Below are 25,573 nucleotides of genomic sequence, written 5' to 3' on the forward strand. Positions count from 1 at the left end.
ATGCACGTCGTCTTCTTCAACCGATCGTTCTACCCGGATACGGCGGCGACCGGTCAGATTCTCACGGATCTCTGCGAAGACCTGGTCGCTCTGCACGGCTGCCGGGTGACCGTCGTGACAGGCGTTCCGTTGCTGCCGGCGCGCGATGCGGGACGGGCGCCGGCACGAGAGCGCTATCGCGGCATCGACATCCGGCGCGTTCGCGGCACCGCATGGTCGAAGCGACGCTTCATCGGACGGGCCACCAACTACGTCACCTACTTCCTCTCCGCGTGCTGGGCCGGCCTGTGGCTCGATCGGCCGGATGTCGTCGTCGCGCTCACCGATCCGCCGATCATCGGGCTGGCGGGATGGTTCGCCGCGGCGCGGGCTCGCGCGCCGTTCGTCATGTCCTATCAGGATCTCTTTCCGGAGGTCACGATCCTCCTGAAGGACTTCCAGAGTCCCGCCGTCAACGCGATGCTCCAGACGGTCAACCGGTTTCTCTGCCAGCGCGCCACGCGCATCGTCGCGCTTGGCGAGACGATGCGTGCGCGGCTGATCGAGAACAAGGGCGCGCCGCCCGAGCGAACCGTGATCATTCCCAGCGGAGCGGACACGAAGGCGATCGTGCCGGGTCCGAAGCAGAACGCGTTCGCCGCCCGCCACGACCTGACCGGCAGCTTCGTCGTGATGCACTCGGGCAACCTCGGGTTGTCGCAGAGCCTCGAGACGCTGGTCGACGCGGCGGCGTGTCTCTGCGACGTGCCGGACATCCGCATCGTGTTCCAGGGTGACGGCGTGATGAAGCCCGAGCTCGAGGCCAGAGCGCGCGCACTCGGGCTGACCAACGTGTTGTTCCTGCCGTTTCAGCCGAAGGAGACGCTCGGCGAGTCGTTCGCGGCCGCCGATCTGTTCGTCGTCTCTCTCCAAGCCGGCCTCGCCGGCTACATCGTGCCGAGCAAGCTGTACGGCATTCTCGCCGCCGGGCGGCCGTACGTGGCGGCGGTCGACGAGGCTTGTGAGGTCGCGGCGATCACGAGACGACACGGGTGCGGCGTGATGGCGAGGCCAGGCGACGCTCGTGACCTCGCGGCGAAGATCCTGGACCTGTACCGCGACCGCGAGCGGCTCGAGCGCGCGGGGGCGAGCGCGCGAGCGGCGAGCCTCGAGTTCGATCGTACCGCGCAGGTGGCGAAGTACATGTCGCTCTTCACGTCGCTGGCCCGTCCGGACGGACTGTCGATTCCGGGTAAGATAGCGGCGACTTCCCAGACCGAATAAGGAGGACTGGAGGTCAGGAGACGACACGTGCACGATGTGGTGGTGGTGGGCGCGGGCCCCGCGGGCTCGGTCACGGCTCGCCGACTCGCCGAAGCCGGTCATCACGTGCTCATGCTCGAAGAGCACGGGACGCCGGGGCTGCCATCGCACTGCACGGGGTTGCTCGGCTTCGACGCGTTCGACGCGTTCGCGCTGCCGCGCGACGTGATTCTCGGCGAAGCGACGTCGGCGCGATTCTGGGGCACTGCAGGACACTCGGTGCTCGTGCGCAGCGATCGCGTGCGCGCGGCGGTGATCGATCGCGTCGCGCTCGACCGCGATCTGGCCGAGCGGGCCGGGCGAGCCGGCGTCGAGATTCGGACGAGCGCCCGGGCCGACCGGATCGACGTGGGCCCTCGATCCGTCACCGTCGCCATTCGCGACGGGCACGCCGTCACCGCGCGCGTCGCCGTTCTGGCGTGCGGCGCGAACTATCGGTTCCACAAGGCGCTGCAGCTCGGCGTTCCGCCGGTCTTCCTGCAGAGCGTGCAGCTCGAGACGCCGTTTCCGGAGGCTGGCAGCGTCGAGGTGCGGTTCGGCCGGAATCTGGCGCCCGCAGGTTTCGGCTGGCTGGTTCCACTCCAGCGGGCTGGTCGCTGGCACGCGCGGATCGGCCTCATGAGCCAGACTCGCAGCCGTGAGCGCTTCGCTGCGCTCGTTGGCGCGCTGTGCGAGCGGGCCGGGCTGGATCCGGCGGACATGCCGGAGCCGCGAATGAAGATGCTGCCGCTCGCGCCGATCTCGCGCACCTACGCGGATCGCGTGCTGGCGGTCGGTGACGCGGCCGGTCTCGTGAAGCCCACGACCGGCGGCGGCATCTTCTACGCCATGGTCAGCGGAGCGCTTGCGGCGGACGTGTTGTCCGTCGCGCTCGGCCGTGACCGCCTGGACGCCGGCGCGCTGCGCGCGTACGAATCGAGCTGGCGTCGCGAGCTGGGCCGGGAAATCCGCGCCGGGCTCGCGTTCCGCCGCATCGTCTCGGGCCTGAGCGACGAGTCGATCGACGCCCTCATCGAGCTGAGCCGCGTGGATGGCGTCGTGCCGCTGCTCCAGAAGACCGCGTCGTTCAACTGGCACCGCAAGGCGGCCGTGGCGCTTCTGAAACATCCGGCCGTCCGCAGGATCGTGCTGAAGTCCTGGCGGGAATCGGTCAGCTTGGGCTGAATCGTCCGTCCACAATCTTCGTGCAGATGCTCGATCCGATCGCGGCCGTGCTGCGAGGCGATCCGTCCGGTGCGTTGGCTCTGGCGCCGCTCGACGCTGCGGAGGTCTGCGTGACGGCGAGGGCGCACGGTGTCTTGCCTCTGCTCGCCGACGCGCTCGCGGACTCGGAGATGGCGTCGATGCGGCGGGCGCTGGACGAAGCCGATCGTCCGCATGCCTGCCTCGACATGACGCGCGAGCAGCGGCTCCGCGAGCTGCTCGCGGCCTTCGACTCCGCCGGTGCGCCGGCGCTCTTGATGAAAGGTGCGGCGCTGGCCTATACGCACTACCCGCGCCCGGATCTGCGGCCGCGAATCGATACCGACGTGCTGGTCCGTCCGGCGGACCGCTCACGCGCCGAGGCCGCCTTGCGCGAGCAGGGCTACCGCGCCGTGGCCCAGGTGTCGGGTGACCTCGTCACGTCCCAGGCGGCGTTCAGCCGCGAGGAAGACGGCGTCAGCGTCCACACGGTGGACCTCCACTGGCAGATCGCCAATCCGCGCGTGTTCGCCGGCGTGCTCACGTTCGACGACGTGGCGGCGAACGCCGTGCCGGTGGCGGCCCTGGGGCCGTCCGCCCGCGCGCTCGGCGACGTGCATGCGCTGCTGCTCGCCTGCGTCCATCGCGTCGCGCACCATGCGGCGTCCGACCGCTTGATTTGGATCTACGACGTGCACCTCATCGCATCGCGCTTGACCGACTCCGGCTGGCGCGCGCTCGCCGTGCTGGCGGATGCGCGCGGCGTCTCGCTGATTTGCCGACGGAGCCTCGAGCGAGCCGCGGCGTTGTTCGAGACGCCGGTACCTGCGCACGTCTGGGCCGATCCGCGCCTGGATCCCGCGACCCATCTGAATGAGTCGAGCGCCGGGTTCCTGACGACCACGAAAGGGCAGTGGCGGATCTTCTTGTCCGACGTGGCCGCGCTGACTCGCTGGCGCGATCGCGCGCACCTCGTGCGGGAGCACCTGTTTCCGCCTCCGGACTACATGAAGCGCGTGTACGCGCCGGCGAGCAGGGCGCCGCTCGGCTGGCTGTACGCCCAACGCGCCTGGCGCGGCGCGCGCAGATGGATGGCCCGGAGCTGATCGTGGGGCGCCTCGATCGCTGGCTCGTCGCGTTGCTCGCGTGGGCCGCCCTCTCGTTCGGCGGCGTGTACGCCTGGGGCTACTGGTCGATCTCGCTCTGGGCCGCGGCGCTCGCCGTGTGGATCATCATGGCGACACGGGCGTGGCAGGACCAGGCCGTCCGCCTGATGGCCGCGAGCCTGGCCATCGTCGCCGCGACGATGCTCCTGCAGATCGTGCCGCTGCCTCGGAGCGTGTTCCTCGCGATCAGCCCGGCGGCGGACGCGATCCTGCGCGAGCTGGACGTCCAATACCTCATCCAGCCGCCGCCCTGGCACCCGCTGTCGGTGGCGCCCGCGTCCACCGCCACGGCCCTCGCGGTCTTCGTCGCGCTCTCGCTCTTGATGGTCGCGCTGACGCATGCGATGGCGCGGGTCGATCTGGACCGGCTCGTGGTCGGCATCACGGCGCTCGGCGCGGCGCTCGCCGTGTTCGCCGTGATGCAGCGCGCGGCGGACGTGCGCAGCGACGACGTTCAGCAGTGGAAGCTCGTCTATGGATTCTGGAAACCGGAGCAGGCGGGCGACGTGTTCGGGCCGTTCATCAACCGCAATCATTTCGCCGGCTGGATGCTCATGGCTGTACCGCTGGCGCTCGGCTATTCGTGCGCCGTCCTCGAGTCGGCCGGCCTTTCGGCGCACGACGGCTGGCGACGCTGGCTGCGATGGACGATGCGCCCTGCGGCGAGCCGGTTCATGACGTTGGCGCTCGCGGTCCTGGCGATGGGAGCGGCGCTCACCGCGAGCGGATCGCGGTCGGGCATGGCCAGCTTCGCGGTGGCGGTCGCCGTCCTGGCCGCTTTCGTCGCGATGCGTTTGGGACGGCGCCGTTTACGCACGGTGGCGGTCGCGTACCTGATGATCCTCCTCGTCGGCGCCATCGCCTGGGCTGGCGCCGGTCAAGCGGCGCATCGCTTCTCGCTCGCCTCGACCGACGCTGCCGGACGGTTGGCCGCCTGGCGCGACACGCTGCGCATCGTCCGCGACTTCCCGCTGTCGGGCACCGGCATCGGTGGGTATGGCCGAGCCATGCTCGTCTATCAGACCGCCGGCCGCGACACGTTCTACGCGCAGGCGCACAACGATTACCTCCAACTGGCGGCGGAAGGTGGCCTGCTCGTCGGCGCGCCGGCCGCCGCGTGCCTGGTGGCGCTCGTCGGCCGGATCCGCGCACGGATCGCCGGTCGCGGCGACCGCGCCGACGTCTATTGGATTCGGGCCGGTGCCATCGCTGGCCTCGCTGGCATCGCATCGCAGTCCCTCATGGATTTCAGCCTGCAGCTCGCGGGAAACGCCGTGCTCTTCGTCGTGCTCGTGTCCATCGCGCTTCACCGACCGTCTGCTCATGCGGCTCGCGTTTGATCTAGACGGCGTGCTCGCCGATCTGCACGGCGCCTACGCCCGGGCCGCGCGGGCCTTGTACCCGGATCTCGACCCGGCGGCGTTGGCGTCGCCGAGCACGGGAGCGTCCCCGCCCCCGGACGAGCGCGACACGCCGAAGGAAGCACCTGAGGTCGAAGTCGACAGCCGGCCGGCGCTGACGCGCCAGCAATCGCACCTCGTCTGGAAACACATGTGCGCGCAGCCGAACTTCTGGGAGACGCTCGACGAGATCGAGCCAGGCGCGGTGGCCCGGCTCTACGAGCTTTCCGCCGCGCGGCGCTGGGAAGTGATCTTCCTGACCAGCCGGCCGTTCGCGCCCGGTGACACGCTGCAGCGGCAGACGCAGCGCTGGCTCGAGCGCTGCGGGTTCCGGCTCCCGAGCGTCTTCATCGTCCAGCAGGCACGGGGCAGAATCGCCGATGCGCTCGAGCTGGACGTCGTCGTGGACGACCGTCCCGAAGGCTGTCTCGACGTCGTGCTCGAGTCCAAGGCGCGCGGCATCCTCGTGTGGCGCGGTGAGCCGTCGACCGTGCCGGGCTCGGCGAAGCGGCTCGGCATCGGCGTCGTGCCATCCGTGGCTACGTGCCTCGACGTGCTCGTGCGCGCAGACGACGAGACGGCCGACGACGGGTTGATGGCGCGGCTGCGGCGGCTGCTCGGCCTCAAGACGGCGAGGCCCTGACCATGGCGGCGACGAGCGACGTCGGGCACGAACGGCTGATCGCCACGGCGCTCTCCGCCGGTGCGCGTCCCTGGGACCGGGCGCTCAAGCGGGCATTCGACGTCGCACTCTCCGGCCTCGGACTGATCGCATCCTGGCCCGTCTGGATCCTCGCCGCGATCGCGATCAAGCTCGAGGACGGCGGGCCGGTCTTCTACGCGCAGCCGCGGGTCGGCCTCCATGGCCGAGTGTTTCGCGTCCTGAAGTTCCGCTCCATGATCCCGGACGCGGAAGCGCGCGTGGGCGCCCTCCAGGCGTCGGCGGGTGATCCGCGCGTGACGAGGATCGGCCGTCTGATGCGGGCGACGGCCATCGACGAGCTGCCTCAGTTGCTCAGCATCTTCACCGGAGACATGAGCTTCGTCGGGCCTCGGGCGCTGCGGCCGGGAGAAATCGAAGTCGGATCGGCTGGCGAGCACGTGGCGCTCGAAGACGTGCCGGGCTTCGCGGTCCGGTGCCAGGTTCGCCCTGGACTCACTGGTCTTGCCCAGATCTTCGCGCCGCGGGATCTTCCGAGACGTCACAAGTTCCGATACGACCGTGTGTACATCCGGCGGCAGTCGTTCGCTCTCGACGTGCGTCTGGTGGCCGTGTCCTTCTGGATCAGCGCGCGCGGTGCCTGGGAGCGCCGTGGCCGGAAGTTCTGATCGCGTCTTCGGGTGAGGTCATGACATTCCAGGATCGGCGGCAGTCGCCGCGCATCGCGATGCTCGACCGCCTGCACGGCCACGTGGCCGAACGGGACATGCCGCTCATGGTCCGCGAACTGAGCCTCGGCGGCATGAGCCTCGAGACACCGGTCGCGCTCGCGATCGGCAGTGTGCACGAATTCCGTTTGACGCTCGGCGACGGGTCCACCGTGCTGCTTCGCGGCAGGGTGTTGCGGTCCTCGGACGTGTCCCCGGACGGCGCGGCGCCACGCTTCGTCTCCGGCATCCAGTTCGTCGGCGACGATGACGACTCGGTCGGCGGCCTGATCGACCGGCTCGCCTGATCGGCCGCTCCCGCGCTTCCAGCCAGTCCCTTCCCGCACGCTGCTCGCGCCAGCGGCACACCGCTGCCGAGAGCGCTCACGCTCGGCCTTCCACCCGATCCATGCGCACACGCGCACAAAACGGAGATGCTCGCCACGAATTCGAGATCGCGTCCGATCGCGGACGCGATAGTGGCGTGGTCGTCCGATGCGCCGGCGCCGCGTGCCCGCGCGGATGCGCGCCGACGAATCCGTCTGGTGCGGGCACGAATTCGAAACGTCGCGCGCGCATCGCGCGCGGCCGCGTCGTCGCCGCTGCGGGAGGAGCGTGCGATCGGGCGTGTTCAGGGAGATGCGAGACTTCGTTCGATTGGCATGCGCCGTGCCCTTGCCCTGCAGCGGCTGCGATTACAACGCACGCAGGGTGCGCCGTGACTCGACAGCCCTCAGGCCCGCAGGGCCGGAAAGCGGAACGCTGTCATGGTCGCGCGTGTACTCGCCGGAGCCGCTCTCGTCGCTGTCGTGAGCATGCCATCGACCGTTCATGCGCAGGACCTCGCGCACAGTGTGCCGTCCATCGCGTCGACGCTGGCGAGCGCGTTCGTCAATGCGCGCGCGGCCGAAGATCAGGTCGCCGCGCCGATCCTGCTGCGCCCGTCGGCGGGCACGTTCGAGACGCCTCGGCGCGGGGCGCTGACCCTGCGATCGATGTACATGGCGACCGCGGCCATGCAGATGCTCGACGTGCATTCGACGGTCAAGGCCCTGGATCGCGGCGGGGTGGAAGCCAATCCGCTCATGACCGGCCTGGTGCAGCATCGCGTCGCCTTCGTGGCCGCGAAAGCCAGCGTCGCGGCGCTGACGATCTACGCCGCGAAGCGCCTCGCGCGCAACAACCGCGTGGGGGCCATCGCGACCATGGTGGCGATGAACTCCGCCTACGCGATGATCGTGGCGAACAACTACCGGATCGCGCGGCGCTGACGCGCGCGTCTGACCCCCGCGCGCGGTCCAAGGGCCGGCCTTCGGGCCGGCCCTTGGCGTTTCGGATGACAGCGCGCCGAGTTTTCGGCGAAGATGACTGACCGTCACCCGCCGTGCCTTTCGATTTTGCCGCCAGCGATCTCGTCACCATCGCCCTGCTCATCGTCCTCGAAGGATTGCTCAGCGCGGACAACGCGCTCGTCATGGCGATCATGGTGCTGGGCCTGCCGCGCGAGCAGCACCAGAAGGCGCTGCGATACGGTCTGGTGGGCGGCTTCGCGTTCCGCATCATCGCGACGATCCTCGCGACGTACCTCATTCGCGTCGCATGGGTGAAGCTACTCGGCGGGTTGTACCTCTTCTATCTGGCGTGGGCGCATTTCACGCAGAGGAGCGAGGGCCAAGGCCGGCACGAGCCGCCCAAGGCCAGGCCGGCCTTCGGGATGTCGGCCTTCTGGGCGACGATCGTGCGGGTCGAGCTCGTGAACCTGGCGTTCTCGGTCGATTCGATCCTGGTCGCGGTCGCGATGTCGCCAAAGATCTGGGTGGTCATCAGCGGCGGGATCCTGGGCATCATCGCGATGCGGCTCGTCGTCGGCCAGCTCATCGCGTTGATCGAACGCTATCCCGCGCTCGTCGACGGGGCATTCGTGATCATCGCCTGGGTTGCCGTGAAGCTCGTGGTCGAGTACGGCCATCAGGTCGGCCTGATCCACTGGGAGATTCCCAAGGTCCTGTCGTTCGCGGTGATCTTCGTGATCTTCGGTGTGTCGTTCGCGTATGCGCGCCGCCAGCGGCGGCGCACGTTGCACGCATCCGACGCGCGGCCGGAGTGAGCCGCGCGTTCCGGGCGCCGCGCCGGCTCGCCGGCCCGACATGCCGCGCCCGCTTGGCCGCTTCGGCGATTTGGTAACCTACGCTGCCGTGACCACAGAACCGCACGTCGGCGCGCGCGTGACGGTGCCGGCGCACGTCGTCGTCCGGATCATGCGCGACACGACCGTGCTGCTGAACAGCCGGACCGGCCGCTACTTCACGCTCGACGACGTCGGGACGAGCGCGTGGAACCTGCTGGTGGTATCGCCGTCGCTCGGTGAAGCGTACGACGCGCTCCTGCGGGAGTACGACGTCGCGCCGGACGATCTGCGCCGCGATCTCGACGCCCTCGTCGACCGGCTCGTCGTGGAGGGACTGCTGGAGCGTGTCGGTGCCTGATGCTCAGTCGGCCGCGCAGCGGCGCGGACCGGCCTCGACCTGGCGAGCGATGACGTGGGCCGATCGCGCGTTGCTGCTCCATGCCGGGCTGCTGATGCTCGCCGCGAGCGCGGTGCTGAAGATCGCGACGTTCAACCGCGTACACGAACGCCTCGCACGGTTCCGGCCGGCGCAATCGCCGCGGGCAGCCACCGCTGACGCCCACGGCGCGGAGCGGCTGGCCCGAATCGTCGACATGGCGTCGCGCCACGTACCGTTCGGCGGCGCCTGCCTACAGCGGTCGCTGGTTCTCTGGTGGCTGCTCCAGCGTCGCGGCATGCCTGGAGTCATTCGCGTCGGGGCTCGAAGGAGCGACGCCGGGTTCCATGCGCACGCCTGGGTGGAACTCGAGGGCCGGCCGCTCGGCGACAGCGATCGCCGCGCGGTGGACGAGTACCTGCCGATGCCGTGGCTGCCGGCGGACCGGCGGCGATGAGCTACGCGGACGTGTCCAGCCACCGGCCGATGGCGCTCGACGCCGTCCGCAACGGCGCGTACGAGCGGGCGCTCGCGCGCGTCGTGACCCCCGACAGCGTGGTGCTCGACCTCGGCGCCGGCACGGGCGTGCTGGGGCTGATTGCAGCCCGGCTCGGTGCGCGGCGCGTCTTCCTGGTGGAGCCGGAAGACATCCTGCAGGTCGCCGAGGAGGTGGTGGCCGCCAATGGGCTGCAGGATCGGGTGACCTGCCTGCACGCGCGGATCGAGGACGTGACGCTCCCCGAGCGCGCGGACGTCATCGTGTCCGTGATGACGGGCAACCTCGTCGTCACGGAAGATCTCTTGCCAGCGTTGCTTCACGCGCGCGACGCGATGCTCGCGCCGGGCGGCGTGTTGATTCCCGGCGCCGCCGCGCTGGAGGTTGCGCCGGTCTCGGTCCCGGCGCTGCACGACAAGCACGTGGCGGCCTGGTCCGTTCCTCAGTGCGGCGTGGATCTGGGCGCCGTACGGCCATATGCGACCAACACGCTGTACTTCGAACGAGACGCACTCCGGCAGGCGGACTGGCTTTCGCCGCCACAGCGGCTGAAGACGATCGACTTCGGGCGCGACGACTACACGCCCGTGCACGCGGCCGTCGAGTACGAGATCGAGCGGCCCGGCGTCTGCCATGGCTGGGCCGGCTGGACGTGCCTGGCGATCGGCGATGACTGGCTGTCGACGTCACCGTTCGCCCCGGCCGTCCATTGGGCCGCGGCGTTTCTTCCGCTCGATCCGCCGCTGACGGTGGCCGCGGGCGATCGGCTCACGCTGGAGCTTGCTCGAGCTCCGCGCGGAGACTGGACCTGGGTGACGAGCACGTCCACTGAAACACAGCGGCATTCGACGCTGCTCGGAACGCCCATGACCTCGGCGACCCTTCGGCGCGCCTCGGTGCACTACCGTCCATCGCTGAACGCCGACGGCCGCGCGCTGCTCGGCGTCCTCACGGCGTGTGACGGCAGGTCGGATGTCGCGGCGCTGGCGTCGGCGCTCCGGGCGGCACAGCCGGGCCGATGGGACGTGGCGGACGCGATCGCGTTCGTGCAACGCGCGATCAAGAGCTTCGCGTCCTGACCCTCATGACGCGTCCGCGCGATCGTCTCGCATTCGCTCCCGACGTCGTCTTCCAGCTCATCGGCGAGGATGCGCTGCTCTTGAAGCTCGATACCGAGGTGGTGTTCTCGCTCAATGCGACCGGGGCGCGCGTGGCCGAGCTCATCGGGCGCCACAGTCGTGCGGAGGCCATCGTCGCGGCGCTCGCCGAGGAATATGGGCTGTCACGCGAGGCGATTGCGCCCGACGTCACCGCCTTGCTCGACGCGCTCGCGGCGCGTGAGTTGATCACATGGCGACCGTCGGAAGACCCGTGATCGCCGCGCCGGCGGCCCCGGTGTCTCTGCCGCAGTGGTACGCCCGGGTCTCGTTCGACGTGCGTGACCGCGCGCATGCGTCGATGTCCGGCGTGCCGTGCCGCCACGCCGGACCGTTCACGGTGTATCGCCCGGAAACGGCTGAAGCGCTGCTGTGGGCGAACGGCACGCGCGCGCTGATCTTCGACGGGTATCTCTTCGACCGCGAGCGGACGGCACGGGAGCTCGGATGTGCAGAGCAGGCGTCCAACGCGACGCTGGTATCCGCCGCATTCGATCGGCACGGCACGGGCGTCTTCGACGCGCTCGACGGCTGCTACGTCGCGGCGATCTGGGACGGCGAGACCGGACGGCTGATCGCGGGGCACGATGCACTGGGACGCCATCCCGTGTTCTACGCCCGAACCGCTGACGCTCTCTGGCTGTCGTCGAACGTGCTGAGCCTGGCGGCGAGCGGTGCGGTGCCGGTCGAGCCCAACCGCGTGTCGCTGGCGTTGCTCGGCCTTCGCTATTGGCCCGAGGCGGGCGAGACGTTCTTCCAGGCCGTGCGCCGCGTTCGGCCAGGGCACTACCTCGTCGCGACGGCCGGCGGAACGCCGACCGAGCATCGACATTGGGATCCGCTGCCCGCTGACGACGAGCCGTGGTTGCCGGAAGCGCAGGTGCTCGACGAGTTCGAGCCGGCGCTGACCCGCGCCGTCGAGCGCTGCCTGAGCCTGACGCCACAGGGCATCATGCTGAGCGGCGGCGTCGACTCGGTGACGATTGCCGCGCTGGCCTGTGCGCACCTCCGCGCGCATGGGCAGCCGCCGCTCGTCGCCGTGTCGGGGCGCACCGGCGGCCCGTTGTCGTCGGAAGAGGTGATGCAGTCGCGCGTGACGGCGGCGCTCGGCATGCCTCACGTGATCAGCACGACGCCTGAGTGGCGACGGGGCCGCGATCACGTCCGGCTCTCGCTCGACGTCACGCCGGAGCTGCCCTCGCCGTCGAACGTCTACTGGGTGGGGACGTACACGGGCTTCTACCGCCGGACGGCCGCCGATGGTCTCCGCGTGCTCCTGACCGGATCGGGAGGCGACAACTGGCTCAGCGTTGGCGACGCGCACGCCGCGGATCTGCTCGCTCGTGGCCGTGGCGTCCAGTTGTACAGGTTCCTGCGATCGGACATGACGACGGGCGGTGCGGCCCTGAACGAGGTGCTCTATCGCCGGCTGTGGGCGTTCGGCATCCGCCCGCACGTCGACGTGTGGTGGGCGAGGCTGGCTCCCGCGCGCAAGCGGCGTTATCACCGTCGTCGATGGGAGGAGCGGTTGCCCGCCTGGCTGGCGCCGGATCGCGAGCTACGTGAGGACGTGATCGAGCGGTTGCTCGCGCGCCGGACGCCGGCGCTCGCGGCGGATGGACGCGCGCCACGGAGCCACTACCGTCACGCCCTGCGGTCCTACGCCAATCCCTACATGCACCACGAGAACGAGACGGCGTTTCACGTCGACGCGCTCTGCGGCGTGCGGCTGCTGAGCCCGTATCACGACAAACGCCTCGTATCGTTCTTCAATCGCATCGCACCCGCGACGCTCGTGCACGGCACCCGGTACAAGGGATTGCTGCGACCCGTGGTCGCACGGCACCTTCCATCCCTGGGCCTCGATCGCCAGCGGAAGGACTATCCGGCGGATCACGCCGCAGAGGAACTCGCCGCGCTGCGGTCGTCAATCACCGCGGTCTGGCCTGATTACCAATTTGACATCCTCGCAGGGCTCGGGGTCGTCGACGCTTCGCGCCTGTCGGCCGAGCGCGGAGCGTTTCACCGCGCCGGTTTCGACGGGCTTGCCCGAATGTACGGCCTGCTGAGCGCCGAGCGGTGGCTGCAGGCTCGCTCGAATTCGTAATCCGACGTCGGTCGGCCGCGCGTGGCAGGCGCATCGTCGTGTCGTGTTCGCGGCCTGTCGCGCGACGTATCTGTGGTACAACTGCGGTGCCGGCTTGCCCTGTGGAGGCCGAGGAGGAGTCCGCGAATGGACGCGAAGCGTGACGACAAGGCGGAGACGCCGGTGAGCAAGCGAGCGTGGCACAGCCCTCGGCTCGAGCAGTTGGGCAGCCTTCGCGATTTCGTGCGCGAAGGCAATGCATTCGGCAAGTCCGGTCCCGGAGCCGACGGCATGACGTCCGGCAACAACGAAGCGATGATGTAGTCACCGGGCTGCGGAATGGAAGTGTGGGTCGAGCCAGTCATCGAATGGCAGGCTCGCTCGGATTCAGAGGCGCAGCACCGTGCGCTGGCCGCCTCGGGCGAACGGCTGGCCCGGTGGCCGCCCGCACCCAGCGACGACGGCCCGACCGATTGCTTCCGTCTCGGCCAGGAGTTCTGGATCTGGCAGACCGCTCTCGGAGGTCTTCGCTTCAGTCCCGATCATCCCTCGTGTTCGGCGTTCCCGTCGATTGACGTCGATCGCTCGTGGTTCGAACATGTCGTGACGCGCAGTTGGCTGCCCGCCGTGTACCAGGTGTGGGGACGCCAGGTGCTGCACGCCAGCGCGGCGGTGCACGTGGAGACCGGCGACGTCGTGGCGTTTGCCGGGCCCAGTGGCGCGGGCAAGTCGACGTTGGCCTATGGGTTGGGGACGATGGCCGGATGGCGGCCGTTGACGGACGACACCCTGGCGTTCTCCGTCATCGACGGCCGGATCCATCTGCATCCGCTCCCCAATCACGTGCGTCTCAGGCCGGCCAGCGCCGAGCACTTCGGCGTTCGAAACGACGTCGCTTCCCGAGTCCTTGCGTGGCCCGAGGGGCCGCTCGCCCTCGCGTGCGTCTACTTCCTGGAACCACACGAAGCGGACGGTCCGCTCGCCGAGCGTGATGCGCTCAGGGCGGGCGAGAGTTATCCGCAGCTCCTCGGTCAGGCCCACGCGTTCACGCTCGAGCTTCCCGATCAGAATCAGCGGCTGATGCGCGATTACCTCACGCTGGCTGCTTCGGTGCCGATCGCGCGCCTTCGCTATCGGCGCGGATTCGCGGACCTCGAGCGCGTGCTCGATGTCGTCGCCCGGGCAGAGGCGGCGCGGAGGGCCGTGAGGTAGTCGCAAGATACCTGCGAGCACGTCACGAGACGCGGCCCCGGTCTCGGCATGGACGCTGACCTGACGTGACATCGCGCCGAGCTGGGGATCGAGGCGCGAGCGCGTTCGCGCCGCTGGATTCGTCGAGCCGCGCGTCTCCCGGCATAGGATCACCACGATGGCTCGACGCATCCTTGTGACGAACGACGACGGCTATTTCTCTCCGGGGATTCACGCGCTCGCCGAGGCTCTCGCCACGCTCGGCGAGGTGACGATCGTGGCGCCGCACAACGAGGCCAGCGCGGTCGGGCACGCGCTCACGCTGCGACGGCCGTTGCGCATCGAAGACATGGGCGGACGCGTCTACTCGGTCGACGGCACGCCGACCGATTGCGTCAACCTTGGCATCCACGAGGTGCTCGGCGCGTCGCCCGACCTCGTCGTGTCCGGCATCAACAAAGGGCTGAACGTCGGCGACGACGTGACCTATTCGGGCACGGTGGCGGGTGCGCTGGAAGCCGCACTGCTCGGCCATCAAGCGCTCGCCGTATCGCTCGAGTTCACCGCTGGCCCGTGGAACTTCGCGCCCGCCGCGCGCCTGGCGGCCGGCGTCGCGCGCGAGTTGCTGGCCTCGCCGTTGCCGTCGCGGACGTTTCTCAATCTCAACGTGCCGCAGGGCGAGCCCCGAGGTCTGCGCGTGACCGTGCAGGCGGTGCGCAATCATCTGACCAAGATCGATCGCCGTGTGGATCCGCGCGGGCGGCCGTACTTCTGGATCGAGGAAGCGCTCGACGAATGGCAGCCGCACGACCGGTCAGACTATCAGGCGATTCGGGACGGGTTCGCGTCGTTGACGCCGCTGCAGCCCGATCTGACCGGGTTCACGACCCTGCCGATGGTCGAGGCTCTGGCGGCGCGGTGGTTGGGGTAAGATAGGCGGATTGTCGGGGCGTGGCTCAGCCTGGTAGAGCACTCGGTTCGGGACCGAGGGGTCGGTGGTTCAAATCCACTCGCCCCGACCAGAAATCGTAAACGCATTCGCGGCGCTCATCGCGCTGAAACGGGCGTTCGGCAGAGCCGAACGCCCGTTCGCGTTTCGGGCAGCCACGCCGGCCTCGGAGGCTCGCATCGACGGAGTCGGGGCGCATCACACGATCCGCATCGACGCGACGTGCTCGGTCGCGCCTCGGCGGGTGTTCGCTCTGCGCTGCAGCCACTGCGATATATTGCTCACTCGTGACTACTCGAAGCCCGCAGCTCATGACGCTCTGGACGGGTGTGGCGCTCGCAGTCCTCTGCCTTGTCGGTGCCGCGTCGGCTGGAGCGCAGCAGAGCCGCTGCGCGGACTGCCACTTCGTGCGCCCGGACGCTCCGGCCGCCGATCACCTCTCCGAGTGGGACCGCTCCGCGCACAGCCGCAACAACGTCGGGTGCGAGAAGTGCCACGGCGGAGATGCGACGACGTTCGAATCGCTGGCGGCCCATCGTGGCGTGCTGAACAGCGCCAATCCGGCCAGCCCTGTCAATCGACGCAATCTCTCGGCGACGTGCGGAACGTGTCACGCGGGGCCGTTCGTCGCGTTCCAGAAGAGCCAGCACTACGCGCTGCTGCAGAAGAACGATCTGCGGGTGCCCGTGTGCTCGACCTGTCACGGCAACGCCGGCCAGCGCCGTCCCTCGCCGCGCGCGCTCGAGACGCAGTGCGCGCAGTGTCATGGGCCGAACGGGATCGCACCGCGGTCCGAACGCGCCGAAGCGGCGCGCTCGCTCTACGAGATGGTGCACGAGACGCGCGACCTGATGAAGACGGCGCGCGCCATGATCAATCGCGTCACCGTGCAGCCGAGGCGCACTCAGCTCGACCAGGCGTACCAGCAGGCGGAAGTGCCGCTGATCGAGGCGACGCAGGCCGGCCACCAGTTCGTCTTCGACGACTTGAAGGAACGGCTGTCGGTGGCCCGGCAGCGGCTCGAAGCGTTGCTCGGGATGCTCGCCAACCCCAAGTAGATCGCGCGGCCCGCTCTCAGCCGGCGAGCTGCGTCCAGACGTAGTAGGCCGCGACCGACGCCATTACGATCGTCGACACCCACAGGCCGATCGTCGTGAACCAGCCGGGCCGGATGTCGCTCGGCAGGCATGCGTGCCGGAGATAGATCGTGGCCAGGCCGATGACCGGCAGCATCAACGCCTGGGCGACGCCGCCGGCCACGACCATCTGGACGGGCGATTCGATGAGCCAGTAGAACACCGCGGGCGTCACGGTCAGCAGCCAGACGAACCGGCGGCGCCAGCGCCGGCGGCTCTCGCCGTCGTGGCGTTCGTAGGCGCCGAACAGCCGCATCAGGTCCGCGAACAGCCGTGAGTGGGCCGCGGTCGACGCGAACACGGTCCCGTAGAGCGTGATGACCGCGCCGGCGTAGAAGACCCACAGCGCCCAAGGGCCGAGCGTCTCGGTGTAGATGTTCGACAGCACGCGAATCATGTCGCTCGCCGCGGGCACGAGCCCCAGCCGGCCGAGCACGGCGGCGCCGAGCAGGTAGAACGAGACGGTCGCGAGCGTGTAAATCACGAGCGAACAGGCGATGTCGAGGTGCATCACGCGGATCCATCCGCGCGCGCGCCGCCGCCAGGCGTCGCTCCCGTCGCGCGGTCCGACGAAGCGCGCGTAGCCCTTCTCGACGCACCAGTACGGATACATGACGAGCTCGGTCGCGCCGACGCCCGTGATGCCGAAGACGGCAACGGCCGTCGCGAGGCCGGCGGCTGGCACCTCGAAGCTCAGCCCGGTGCCGATGTCATGGGACGTGAGCGCGCCCGGCCGGAGAAAGAGAACCGCGGCGGCGCAGACCGTCAGCAGCGTGAACAGCCCGACTTTGAGGATCGCGAAGCGCTCGATCCGGTCGTAGCCGCCGCCGAGCAACAGGGCCAACGTCATCACCAGGCAAAGGCCGACCCACGTGTTGACCGCGAGCGCCGGCACGAGCGTGTGCAGTACCTGCGCCACGCCGCCGAACATGCCGCCGATCTGCAGGAGCGTGAGCGTGACCATGATGGCCCACGCCCAGACGACCCAGGTCACCGCCAGCCGAGGGCCTGGCATCCGGTTGAACCCCTCCAGGCCCGTCTGGCCGGACGCGATCGTGAACCGCCCGAGCTCGGCCTGGACGACCGGCTTGATCGCGCAGCTCAGCAGGATCATCCAGAGGGCCGCGAATCCGACCTGCGCGCCCAAGGTCGTGGTCGCGACGAGCTCGCCGGATCCGACGATGGACGCGGCGAGCACCATGCCCGGGCCGATCCGCCGGAGCGAGGCGCCCACCGACGTCGGCGGCTCTTCGGTGCCCGCGGCGCTCAGGACGTACGGGTCATCGGGCCGGACCGGCGGGGCAGCGGTCCGCGGCGAGGCGAGCGGTGTCGCGTCCACGGGAGGGTCCACGATACACGAAACGCGACAAGGCGTGGGTTCGAGGAAATGCCCGAATTGATCGGAGAAATTCCGCGCGCACACCTTCCGGTCCGAACCGAGACACTGAGGCGCTCAGCCGTCGTGCCGGCATGGTTTCCGCAAGGAGGCAGGCAGCGAGGCCCGTCGCCCGCCGGGAGGCAGTCATGAAACTCACGCTCAGCGTCATCAAAGCGGACATCGGCTCGATCGGCGGGCACATCGCCCCGTCCAGCCGTCTCGTCGACACCGTGCGCGCCGTCGTGCGGGACCGGGCGCGCGGATTGATCCTCGATCACTACATCGGGTACACCGGCGACGACATCGCCATCCTGATGACCCACACCCGGGGCGTCGGCGACGCCGACGTGCATCGCCTGGCCTGGGACGCCTTCGTCGCCGGCACGGCGACCGCGCGCGAGCAGGGGCTGTACGGCGCCGGTCAGGATCTGCTCAAGGACGCGTTCTCCGGCAACGTCCACGGGATGGGCCCCGCCGTCGCCGAGATGACGTTCGAGGAGCGGGCGAACGAGCCGTTCCTGTTCTTCGCGGCCGACAAGACCGATCCGGGCGCGTTCAACCTGCCGCTCTATCTCGCCTTCGCGGACCCGATGAACACGCCCGGGCTCATCCTGTCGCCTGGCATGTCCAAGGGCTTCCGGTTCGTGATCATGGACGTCAATCACACGGAGGGTGACCGGGTGATCGAGCTCGTGGCGCCCGAGGAGCTCTACGACATCGCCGCTCTGCTGCGCGATCCGGAGCGCTACGTCGTCGAGTCGATCTGGTCGCGTGCGACGGGGGAGCAGGCGGTGGCGGTCGCCACGTCGCGTCTCCACAACATCGCCGGGAAGTACACCGGCAAGGACGACCCAGTGATGTTGGTGCGCGTGCAGATGCACTTCCCGGCGACCGGTGAGGTGCTCGCGCCCTATGCGATCGGCCACTTCGTCGGGGGTGGGATGCGCGGGTCGCATCAGGTGCCGCTCATGCCCGTTCCGCTGTCGACGGGCACGAGCTACTTCGACGGCCCGCCGCTCGTCAGTTGCGCGGCATTCGCGGAGCATGGTGGCGTGCTCACCGAGCCGCTCGACGCGTTCGCCCATCCGTTCTGGGACGAGGTGCGCGCCCGGGTCGCGGGCAAGGCGATGGAGATGCGCCGACAGGGTTTCGTGGGCACCGCGATGCTTCCCATGTTCGAGCTGGAGTACACCGGCATCGTCGACAAGCTCGCGCAGCTCGAGGGGCGGTTCATCGTGCGCCAGGAGCGCCTCGTGACGGCGTGAGCGTGAGGTCGCGCGCGGCCGCGGTGCGCGCCGTTCCGTGATACTTTGAACGGCTGCACGGCGCCGGCGCGCGCGGCCCGGGGCCGCATCGGAGCAGGGCGGTCGTGCGCGACCTCGGCTCTCTGGAGTGACGATGATTTCAGCAGACAGATTCTTCAGGCTCGACGGCAAAGTGGCGCTCGTGACCGGCGGATCGGGGGGCATCGGTTCGGCGGTCTGTGAAGGGCTCGGCGTCATGGGTGCGAAGGTGGCGGTTGCCGACGTGAACCGGGAGAAAGCGGCGGCGCTTGCCGACGAGTTGAAGGGGAAGGGCATCGAAGCGAGAGCGTGGGCGTTCAACGCGCTGTCCGGGGACGACACGCGCCGGATGGTGGACGAGGTCGCCAGCGGCTTCGGCCGGCTGGACATCCTCGTCAACACCGTCGGCGGACAGCGGGAGGAGACCGCGGACGATCTGACCGAAGAGAACTTCGATCACGTCATCGATCTCAATCTCAAGAGCGCGGCCTTTCAGGCGCAGGCGGCCGCCCGTCACATGATCACGGGCGGCAGCGGCGGCAAGCAGGTGCACTTCGGGTCGGTCCGCAGCCAGTTGGCGTTGCGCGGCCGCGGGTTCGTCGCCTACTGTGCGGCCAAGGGCGGGCTCGCCATCATGTGCCGCCAGTTGGCGTCGGACTGGGCGCCCCATCGCGTCAACGTCAACGTGCTGGCCCCGACGTTCGTCCGCACCGAACAGGTCGCGAAGTGGCTGAACGATCCGGACTTCTACCGCAATCTCGTGGCGCGCATCCCGCTCGGCCGCGTGGCGGAGACCGACGACGTGGTCGGCGCCGTGCTGTTCCTCGTGGCGCCGGCCTCCGATTTCGTCACCGGCCACACGCTGTTTCTCGATGGCGGCGTGACGACGACCCAGTAGCATCGGGACATCGGATTATCGGGGCATCGGGGCATCGGGACATCGGCATCGGATGCATCGGGCTATCGGGACATCGGGTTGTCGAGACATCGATGCTTCGAGGGCGAGTCCGGTGATCTGGTGCCCTGATGTGTCGAGCCGCGGCAACCCGACGTCGCGATGCGCCGACGTGCCGATGCGCCGATGTTCTGATGTCCCGATGTCCCGATCCGATATCCCGACAATCCGATAATCCGATGGTCCGATGATGAAAGGGTTTGTTTCCGAATGGCTCGCAGACTGATCGACCTCAGCATGCCGGTGCACAACGACATGATCGCGTTCCCGCGGGTCGTCCGGCCGTCCCTGGCGATGTACGAATCGTGGCGCGAGTTCGCCGAGCGGATTGGCGCGGCGAAGTACGGCGTCGACTGGCTCACCGCCAGCTACCTCGTCGTCCTCGGCGATCACATCGGCACGCACATCGACTCGCTTCGGCACCTGCGCGACGATGCGCCTGGCCCGGAAGGGATTCCGCTGGACTACTGCTACGGGGACGGCGTGTGCCTCGATTTCCGGCACCTGCCGAAGGGCGCCGGCATCACCGTCAACGACATGAAGGCGGCCCTCGACAAGATCCGCTACACGATCAAGCCGCTCGACATCGTGCTCATCCACACGGGCGCCGGCGCGATTCAGGACACGCCCGCGTACGTCACCGATCAGGTCGGGATGACCGGCGAGGCCACGCACTGGCTGCTGGATCAGGGCGTCAAGGTTGCGGGAATCGACGCCATCACCTTCGACCCTCCGGTCTGGGCGATGTTCGAGCGCAAGCAGTTCTGGGAGGCGCACCGGGTGATGCTCGAGCGCGAGTACTACCACCTCGAGAACATGACGAACCTCGACAAGCTGCCGTCGCACGGCTTCAAGCTGAGCCTGTTCCCGGTGAAGTGGGTGAACACGACCGCGGCGCCGGTCCGTGCCGTGGCTATCATTGAGGAATAGGCGGGCTTCCGCGTCGGAGCCGCCGCGGATGTCCCAACGGTGCCGCCCATCCAGGTCCGCGGGCGGGACTTGAGCCGGATTCTGGACCGCATATAATGCAGGCGTCGAAAATGACAGCCCCGACCACCATCTACAAGAGCCGTCTGTACCAGATGACACAGACCACGCCGACGTGTCTGTGGAACGACTCGGCCTCGCTGCAGGAGCTGGCGTATTCGATCGAGCACGGCGGCGTCGGCGCCACGTGCAATCCGGTCATCGTCGTGGAGGTGCTGAAGAAGGAGATGCACCTCTGGCGCGATCGGATCACCGACCTCGTCCGAGACCTGCCGACTGCGAGCGAGGACGCCATCGCCTGGACGCTCGTCGAGGAGATGTCGCAGCGGGCGGCCGAGCTGCTGATGCCGGTGTTCGAGCGTGAAGGCGGCCGCAACGGGCGCCTCTCGGTGCAGACGGATCCGCGCCTCTATCGCGACGCGGCGGCCATCGTCGAGCAGGCCGTGCGCTTCTCGCATCTGGCGCCCAACATCATCGTCAAGATTCCCGTCGTGAGCGCCGGCATCGCGGCCATCGAGGAGGCCACGTATCGCGGCGTGAACATCAACGCGACGGTCTCGTTCTCGGTGCCGCAGGCGATCGCCGTGGCCGAGGCGTTCGAGCGCGGCCTCCGGCGCCGCGAGCGCGAGGGGCTCGACGTGTCGAGCTTCGGATCGGTTTGCACGATCATGGTCGGCCGGCTGGACGACTGGTTGAAGCTCGTCGCCGACAAGCGCGACATCAGCGTCGATCCAGGCGCGTTCGAGTGGGCCGGCGTCGCGGCGTTCAAGAAAGCCTATGCCCTCTACAAGGAGCGGGGCTATCGGCTGCGCCTGCTGTCGGCCGCCTTCCGCAACCACATGCACTGGAGCGAGTTCATCGGCGGCGACGTCGTGATCTCGCCGCCGCACAAGTGGCAGGTCCGCTTCAACGCGAGCGACGTGGAAGTCGAGCGCCGGATCGACGTGCCGGTCGCGCCCGCCATCATGAGTGCCCTGATGAAGTTCGACGACTTCCGGCGCGCCTACGACGAGCACGGCATGACGGTGGAGGAGTTCGACACGTTCGGGCCCACCCGCCGTACGCTCCGGCAGTTCGTGGCGGCCTGTTACGACCTCAACGCCCAGATTCGGGAGTTCATGATCCCGAATCCCGACGACCTGAAGACGCCGAAGTAATCCGGGCTCATGGGACAGCGACCTCGGCTCCGGATGACCAGGCGCACCTGACGCGGCCCCGCCGCTTCTGCCGGAGAGCGCTTCGATGTCCACATATCTGAAGACCCGCCTCGCCCTGATGATGTTCATCCAGTACGTCATCTGGGGGGCGTGGTACGTCACGATCACGACCTACCTCACCCAGACGCTCCACTTCACCGGCACGCAGGCGGGGCTCGTCTTCTCGACGGTCTCGATTGCCTCGCTCGTCTCGCCGTTCTTCGTCGGCCTGGTGGCGGATCGGTTCTTCGCGACCGAGCGCGTGATGGCGTTCCTCTACGTGCTGTCGGCGGTGCTCGTCTACGGCGTCACCAAGGTCACGACGTTCCCGGCGGTGTTCGGGCTGATGCTGGCGTTCTGCCTCTGCTACTTCCCGACGGTCGCGCTGACCAATTCGATCACGATGCAGTCGCTGAAGGATCCGGGCCGCGACTTTCCTCCCATCCGGACCCTGGGCACGCTCGGCTTCATTGTCGTCGTCAGCGTGGTGAGCCTGTTCAAGTGGGAAGCGGACGCGATGCAGTTCACGCTGGCCGCCATCGCGGCCGTCGTCATGGCGATCTACAGCATCGCGGTGCTGCCGCACACGCCGCCGCCGGCGCGGGGCCAGCAGGTGACGTGGCAGCGCGCGATCGGTCTCGACACGCTCGGCATGATGAAGCAGTCGAGTTTCGCGGTCTTCATCGTGGCGTCGATCCTGGCGTGCATCCCGCTCACGTTCTACTACTCGTTCGCGAATGCCTACCTCAACGACCTGCAGGTCAACAACGCCGGCTTCATGATGACGCTCGGCCAGTGGGCGGAGCTGGTCATGCTGCTGGCGATGCCGCTGATGTTCCGCTATGTGAGCATCAGGGGCGTGCTGCTGATCGGGTTGGCCTCGTGGGCGCTGCGGTACGTGCTGCTCGCCTACGGCAACCCGGATGCCGGCATCTGGATGTTCTACCTCGCGATCCTGCTGCACGGCGCCTGCTACGACTTCTTCTTCGTCGCCGGACAGCTCTACACGGACCAGGAGGCGCCCGGCCACCTGCGCAGCAGCGCCCAGGGCTTCATCACGTTCGTCACCTACGGCATCGGGATGTACATCGGCTCGGTGCTGTCGGGCGTGGCGCGCGACTACTTCCCGACGTGGCAGTCGTTCTGGCTCAGCTCGGCGATCATGTCGGCCGCCATCATGCTGCTCGTGCTGCTCTTCTTCCGGACGACGTCGATGATTCGCGCGAAGGAGAAGGGGCTGCCGGAAACCGAGCCGGCCACGATTCCGGGCGCGTAGGCGCCGGTAAACGCCGGTCCGCCGGCACAGGTATTACGCAGCGCACATCAGAAGTGTGTACCGCCCCGCGATGGCGGGGAGGACGGCGCAACCGCGGCGAGCCGGCCGCCGGCGCGGGGCGTGGGGTGACGGGCCACGCCCGGCAGGGAATCCGTTCGTGGGAGACGCAGCCATGGCATCGAGTCATCGACAGAACCAGTCCTCGGGCAGAGGACGCGCGAGGGCCAGCGCGCACGCCGTGTTCACGGTGCTGGCCGCGGCGTTGATCGCCGTCGTCACGGTGAGCGTCGGCTCGGCCGCACGGAGCGACAAGTGGTGGTGGGACAACCTCGCCGGCCCCGACAGCTCGAACTTCGTCGGCGCCGATCAGGTCACCAAGGCGAACGTGAGCCGGCTCGAGGTGGCGTGGTTCTACCCGTACGCCACCTCGGGTTTCAACCCGATCGCCGTGGACAACGTCATCTACACGGCCGCCCGCGGCAACGCGCTCGTCGCACTGGACGCGACGACGGGCAAGGAGATCTGGGTCCACGACAACCTCGGCGGCGCGGCTCGCGGCATCAACTACTGGCAGAGCGACAACGGCAAGGACAAGCGGCTGATCTTCTGGATCAACAGCTTCATGCAGGAGATCGACGCCGCAACCGGCAAGTCGATCACGTCGTTCGGCACGAACGGGTACGTGGATCTACGCGAAGGCCTGGCGCGCGCCGAGAACACCGGCGCGACGGTGGCATCGCGGAGCCCCGGCAAGGTCTGGAAGAACCTCATCATCCTGGGCTCGGCGCCCGGAGAAGCGTGGATCTCGCCGCCGGGTGACATCCGGGCCTACGACGTCGTCACCGGCAAGCGGGTGTGGCAGTTCCACACGGTGCCGCTGCCCGGCGAGTTCGGCTATGAGACCTGGCCGAAGGACGCCTACAAGTACGTCGGCGGCGCGAACAACTGGGGGTCGATGGCGGTCGACGACGAGCGGGGCATCGTCTACATCCCGACCGGCTCGCCGACCTACGACTTCTACGGCGCCGATCGCCGCGGCACGAACCTCTTCGGCAACTGCCTGCTCGCGCTGGACGCGCGGACCGGCAAGCGTCTCTGGCACTTCCAGACCGTCCATCACGATCTCTGGGACCTCGACAACGTCTCGGCTCCGCAGCTCGTGACGGTCCGCCACAACGGCCGCCGCGTCGACGCGGTGGCGCACGCTGGCAAGACCGGGTTCCTCTACGTGTTCGACCGTGTGACCGGCGAGCCGCTGTGGCCGATCGAAGAGCGGCCGGTGCCGCAGACCGACGTGCCGGGTGAGTACTCGCATCCGACGCAGCCGTTTCCGACGAAACCCGCGCCGTTCGGCAAGCAGAGCTTCACCGTGGACGACGTGAACCCGTGGCTCGTGACGCCGGAACAGTACGAAGACGTGAAGCAGCGCGTCGCGAAGGCGCGCAACGGTACCGGGCCGCAGGGGGGCCTCTTCATTCCGCCGGCGGTGGACCAGGAAACCGTGTCCATGCCCGGCAACCAGGGCGGATCCAACTGGGGAACGACGGCCGCCGACCCCGAGAAGGGCATGGTGTTCGTCGTCAACGTCAATCAGGTCGCGCTGCTGAAGCTCGTGGACGTGAGGACGTACACCGGGCGTGGGGGCGGCGCCGGCGCGCTCATCGCGACCGGGGCGGCCGTGTTCCAGCAGAACTGCGCCGTGTGCCACGGCACCGATCTGAACGGCGCGATGCCTGGCGTTCCGTCGCTCGTGGGCGTCTCGAACCGGATGGCGGAGGACGCGATCAAGGCGATCATCACCGGAGGCAAGGGGCTGATGCGGCCGTTCCCTGACCTGTCGCCTTCCGATCTCGATGCCGTCACGGCGTTCGTCAGCAATCCGACGGGCCGGGGCGGTGGCGCCGGGTTCGGGCGTGGCCGGGGCGGCGCGGCTCCGAGCCTGCCGCCAGGGCCCGTGGTGGCCAGCGGCGGTGTGCCGCTGCCTGCGCTGCCGCCGCGCGGCGGCGGCGGCCCCAGGTTCGGCGGTGCCGGGCCGACCGGCGGCGACGCCGCCTATCCGGGGGACGTGGAGAACGCACCGACCGTGCGCTACGCCAGCGGCTACAACGTGATGGCGCAGTACACGAAGCCGCCGTACACGACGCTGACGGCCTACGACCTCAATACCGGCGAGATCAAGTGGCAGGTCCCGAACGGCGACCACCCGCCGACGATCGCGCGCGGCGGTCCGACGAACACCGGCGGGGTTGCGGCGCGCAACGGCGTTGTCGTCACGAAGGGCGGCCTCGTCTTCCATGCGGGCGGCGACGGCAAGATCCGGGCATATGACGAGCAGACCGGTGGCGTGCTCTGGACCGGCACGTTCACCGGCAGCACGAGCGGCGTACCCGTGGGGTACGAGGCGAAAGGGCGGCAGTACTTCGCGCTGATCGCGAGCCAGGGCGGCGGGCGTGGTGGCGGTGGAGGAGCGCGCGGCGGCGCCCCGGCGCCACCCGTGGATCCGAACACGCCGACCGGCCTCATCGCGTACGCGTTGCCGGTGCGGAAATAGGACGGCGCCA

The 25,573-nt window shown here is 68.8% G+C and carries 25 protein-coding genes and 1 tRNA gene; 25 read left to right on the forward strand and 1 reads right to left on the reverse strand.

The window, feature by feature from the left end; translation table 11 throughout:
* The 19 genes from IT184_02970 to IT184_03060 all read left to right on the forward strand — a co-directional run bounded on the left by IT184_02970 (position 1) and on the right by IT184_03060 (position 15,859).
* Positions 1 to 1,263 carry a glycosyltransferase family 4 protein gene (locus tag IT184_02970; protein MCC7007755.1) on the forward strand — a complete coding sequence of 421 codons (1,263 nt, stop codon included), beginning with the start codon at positions 1 to 3 and terminating at the stop codon, positions 1,261 to 1,263.
* 27 nt (positions 1,264 to 1,290) lie between these two features.
* Positions 1,291 to 2,466 (forward strand): NAD(P)/FAD-dependent oxidoreductase, encoded by a 1,176-nt coding sequence (locus IT184_02975; protein MCC7007756.1) that lies wholly within the window; start codon positions 1,291 to 1,293, stop codon positions 2,464 to 2,466.
* 20 nt (positions 2,467 to 2,486) lie between these two features.
* Positions 2,487 to 3,590: a nucleotidyltransferase family protein gene (locus IT184_02980; GenBank protein MCC7007757.1), complete on the forward strand. Its 1,104-nt coding sequence runs from the start codon at positions 2,487 to 2,489 to the stop codon at positions 3,588 to 3,590.
* A 2-nt stretch (positions 3,591 to 3,592) separates the two neighbouring features.
* Positions 3,593 to 4,990, forward strand: a complete 1,398-nt coding sequence (locus IT184_02985; GenBank protein MCC7007758.1) for an O-antigen ligase family protein — start codon at positions 3,593 to 3,595, stop codon at positions 4,988 to 4,990.
* Positions 4,974 to 5,693, forward strand: coding sequence for a hypothetical protein (locus tag IT184_02990; GenBank protein MCC7007759.1), 720 nt, complete (start codon positions 4,974 to 4,976; stop codon positions 5,691 to 5,693). The genes IT184_02985 and IT184_02990 overlap by 17 nt, the downstream gene beginning before the upstream one ends.
* Before the next feature lie 2 nt (positions 5,694 to 5,695).
* Positions 5,696 to 6,379, forward strand: a complete 684-nt coding sequence (locus IT184_02995) for a sugar transferase (protein MCC7007760.1) — start codon at positions 5,696 to 5,698, stop codon at positions 6,377 to 6,379.
* A gap of 59 nt (positions 6,380 to 6,438) precedes the next feature.
* A complete protein-coding gene (locus IT184_03000) occupies positions 6,439 to 6,726 on the forward strand; it encodes a PilZ domain-containing protein (GenBank protein ID MCC7007761.1) in 288 nt (95 codons plus the stop codon).
* Between the two features lie 507 nt (positions 6,727 to 7,233).
* On the forward strand, positions 7,234 to 7,689 hold the full coding sequence (locus IT184_03005; protein ID MCC7007762.1) for a hypothetical protein: 456 nt from the start codon (positions 7,234 to 7,236) through the stop codon (positions 7,687 to 7,689).
* Positions 7,690 to 7,802: 113 nt separating this feature from the next.
* Entirely contained in the window at positions 7,803 to 8,525 is a 723-nt protein-coding gene (locus IT184_03010; GenBank protein ID MCC7007763.1) for a hypothetical protein, read from the forward strand.
* An 88-nt stretch (positions 8,526 to 8,613) separates the two neighbouring features.
* A complete protein-coding gene (locus tag IT184_03015) occupies positions 8,614 to 8,904 on the forward strand; it encodes a PqqD family protein (protein ID MCC7007764.1) in 291 nt (96 codons plus the stop codon).
* Positions 8,897 to 9,379, forward strand: a complete 483-nt coding sequence (locus IT184_03020) for a lasso peptide biosynthesis B2 protein (GenBank protein ID MCC7007765.1) — start codon at positions 8,897 to 8,899, stop codon at positions 9,377 to 9,379. Before IT184_03015 ends, IT184_03020 begins: the two co-directional genes overlap by 8 nt.
* A complete protein-coding gene (locus IT184_03025; GenBank protein ID MCC7007766.1) occupies positions 9,376 to 10,497 on the forward strand; it encodes a class I SAM-dependent methyltransferase in 1,122 nt (373 codons plus the stop codon). Before IT184_03020 ends, IT184_03025 begins: the two co-directional genes overlap by 4 nt.
* Positions 10,498 to 10,502: 5 nt before the next feature.
* Complete coding sequence (locus IT184_03030) at positions 10,503 to 10,793, forward strand: PqqD family protein (GenBank protein MCC7007767.1); 291 nt, start codon at positions 10,503 to 10,505, stop codon at positions 10,791 to 10,793.
* On the forward strand, positions 10,769 to 12,682 hold the full coding sequence (locus IT184_03035; GenBank protein ID MCC7007768.1) for a hypothetical protein: 1,914 nt from the start codon (positions 10,769 to 10,771) through the stop codon (positions 12,680 to 12,682). Before IT184_03030 ends, IT184_03035 begins: the two co-directional genes overlap by 25 nt.
* Before the next feature lie 126 nt (positions 12,683 to 12,808).
* The gene (locus tag IT184_03040; GenBank protein ID MCC7007769.1) at positions 12,809 to 12,985 is read left to right on the forward strand and encodes a hypothetical protein; all 177 of its coding nucleotides are present in this window, start codon (positions 12,809 to 12,811) and stop codon (positions 12,983 to 12,985) included.
* Between the two features lie 15 nt (positions 12,986 to 13,000).
* On the forward strand, positions 13,001 to 13,873 hold the full coding sequence (locus IT184_03045) for a hypothetical protein (protein ID MCC7007770.1): 873 nt from the start codon (positions 13,001 to 13,003) through the stop codon (positions 13,871 to 13,873).
* Positions 13,874 to 14,030: 157 nt separating this feature from the next.
* Positions 14,031 to 14,783 carry a 5'/3'-nucleotidase SurE gene (gene surE / locus IT184_03050; protein MCC7007771.1) on the forward strand — a complete coding sequence of 251 codons (753 nt, stop codon included), beginning with the start codon at positions 14,031 to 14,033 and terminating at the stop codon, positions 14,781 to 14,783.
* 14 nt (positions 14,784 to 14,797) lie between these two features.
* Positions 14,798 to 14,874, forward strand: a tRNA-Pro gene (locus IT184_03055).
* Positions 14,875 to 15,088: 214 nt separating this feature from the next.
* The gene (locus IT184_03060; GenBank protein ID MCC7007772.1) at positions 15,089 to 15,859 is read left to right on the forward strand and encodes a hypothetical protein; all 771 of its coding nucleotides are present in this window, start codon (positions 15,089 to 15,091) and stop codon (positions 15,857 to 15,859) included.
* Positions 15,860 to 15,875: 16 nt separating this feature from the next.
* On the opposite strand, the gene IT184_03065 is transcribed toward IT184_03060, so the two are convergent.
* On the reverse strand, positions 15,876 to 17,276 hold the full coding sequence (locus IT184_03065; protein MCC7007773.1) for an Nramp family divalent metal transporter: 1,401 nt from the start codon (positions 17,274 to 17,276) through the stop codon (positions 15,876 to 15,878).
* A gap of 185 nt (positions 17,277 to 17,461) precedes the next feature.
* Between IT184_03065 and IT184_03070 the strand changes: the two genes are divergently transcribed.
* The 6 genes from IT184_03070 to IT184_03095 all read left to right on the forward strand — a co-directional run bounded on the left by IT184_03070 (position 17,462) and on the right by IT184_03095 (position 25,563).
* Positions 17,462 to 18,580, forward strand: coding sequence for a fructose 1,6-bisphosphatase (locus IT184_03070; GenBank protein ID MCC7007774.1), 1,119 nt, complete (start codon positions 17,462 to 17,464; stop codon positions 18,578 to 18,580).
* A gap of 133 nt (positions 18,581 to 18,713) precedes the next feature.
* Positions 18,714 to 19,496 carry an SDR family oxidoreductase gene (locus IT184_03075; GenBank protein MCC7007775.1) on the forward strand — a complete coding sequence of 261 codons (783 nt, stop codon included), beginning with the start codon at positions 18,714 to 18,716 and terminating at the stop codon, positions 19,494 to 19,496.
* Between the two features lie 267 nt (positions 19,497 to 19,763).
* Complete coding sequence (locus IT184_03080; protein ID MCC7007776.1) at positions 19,764 to 20,483, forward strand: cyclase family protein; 720 nt, start codon at positions 19,764 to 19,766, stop codon at positions 20,481 to 20,483.
* Between the two features lie 110 nt (positions 20,484 to 20,593).
* The gene (locus IT184_03085) at positions 20,594 to 21,697 is read left to right on the forward strand and encodes a transaldolase family protein (GenBank protein ID MCC7007777.1); all 1,104 of its coding nucleotides are present in this window, start codon (positions 20,594 to 20,596) and stop codon (positions 21,695 to 21,697) included.
* A gap of 85 nt (positions 21,698 to 21,782) precedes the next feature.
* Positions 21,783 to 23,012, forward strand: a complete 1,230-nt coding sequence (locus IT184_03090; GenBank protein MCC7007778.1) for an MFS transporter — start codon at positions 21,783 to 21,785, stop codon at positions 23,010 to 23,012.
* A 172-nt stretch (positions 23,013 to 23,184) separates the two neighbouring features.
* On the forward strand, positions 23,185 to 25,563 hold the full coding sequence (locus tag IT184_03095; GenBank protein MCC7007779.1) for a PQQ-binding-like beta-propeller repeat protein: 2,379 nt from the start codon (positions 23,185 to 23,187) through the stop codon (positions 25,561 to 25,563).
* The last annotated feature ends 10 nt before the right edge of the window (positions 25,564 to 25,573 follow it).

The organism is Acidobacteriota bacterium (assembly GCA_020853395.1).
Classification (GTDB): Bacteria; Acidobacteriota; Vicinamibacteria; order Vicinamibacterales; family SCN-69-37; genus JADYYY01.

Coding starts and splice junctions, on each gene's coding strand:
- IT184_03075 (MCC7007775.1), top strand. CDS start 18,714: ATGATTTCAGCAGACAGATTCTTCAGGCTCGACGGCAAAGTGGCGCTC.
- IT184_02990 (MCC7007759.1), top strand. CDS start 4,974: ATGCGGCTCGCGTTTGATCTAGACGGCGTGCTCGCCGATCTGCACGGC.
- IT184_03090 (MCC7007778.1), top strand. CDS start 21,783: ATGTCCACATATCTGAAGACCCGCCTCGCCCTGATGATGTTCATCCAG.
- IT184_02970 (MCC7007755.1), top strand. CDS start 1: ATGCACGTCGTCTTCTTCAACCGATCGTTCTACCCGGATACGGCGGCG.
- IT184_03085 (MCC7007777.1), top strand. CDS start 20,594: ATGACAGCCCCGACCACCATCTACAAGAGCCGTCTGTACCAGATGACA.
- IT184_02995 (MCC7007760.1), top strand. CDS start 5,696: ATGGCGGCGACGAGCGACGTCGGGCACGAACGGCTGATCGCCACGGCG.
- IT184_03045 (MCC7007770.1), top strand. CDS start 13,001: ATGGAAGTGTGGGTCGAGCCAGTCATCGAATGGCAGGCTCGCTCGGAT.
- IT184_03035 (MCC7007768.1), top strand. CDS start 10,769: ATGGCGACCGTCGGAAGACCCGTGATCGCCGCGCCGGCGGCCCCGGTG.
- IT184_03095 (MCC7007779.1), top strand. CDS start 23,185: ATGGCATCGAGTCATCGACAGAACCAGTCCTCGGGCAGAGGACGCGCG.
- IT184_03000 (MCC7007761.1), top strand. CDS start 6,439: ATGCTCGACCGCCTGCACGGCCACGTGGCCGAACGGGACATGCCGCTC.
- IT184_03025 (MCC7007766.1), top strand. CDS start 9,376: ATGAGCTACGCGGACGTGTCCAGCCACCGGCCGATGGCGCTCGACGCC.
- IT184_03040 (MCC7007769.1), top strand. CDS start 12,809: ATGGACGCGAAGCGTGACGACAAGGCGGAGACGCCGGTGAGCAAGCGA.
- IT184_03005 (MCC7007762.1), top strand. CDS start 7,234: ATGCCATCGACCGTTCATGCGCAGGACCTCGCGCACAGTGTGCCGTCC.
- surE (MCC7007771.1), top strand. CDS start 14,031: ATGGCTCGACGCATCCTTGTGACGAACGACGACGGCTATTTCTCTCCG.
- IT184_03030 (MCC7007767.1), top strand. CDS start 10,503: ATGACGCGTCCGCGCGATCGTCTCGCATTCGCTCCCGACGTCGTCTTC.
- IT184_03080 (MCC7007776.1), top strand. CDS start 19,764: ATGGCTCGCAGACTGATCGACCTCAGCATGCCGGTGCACAACGACATG.
- IT184_03070 (MCC7007774.1), top strand. CDS start 17,462: ATGAAACTCACGCTCAGCGTCATCAAAGCGGACATCGGCTCGATCGGC.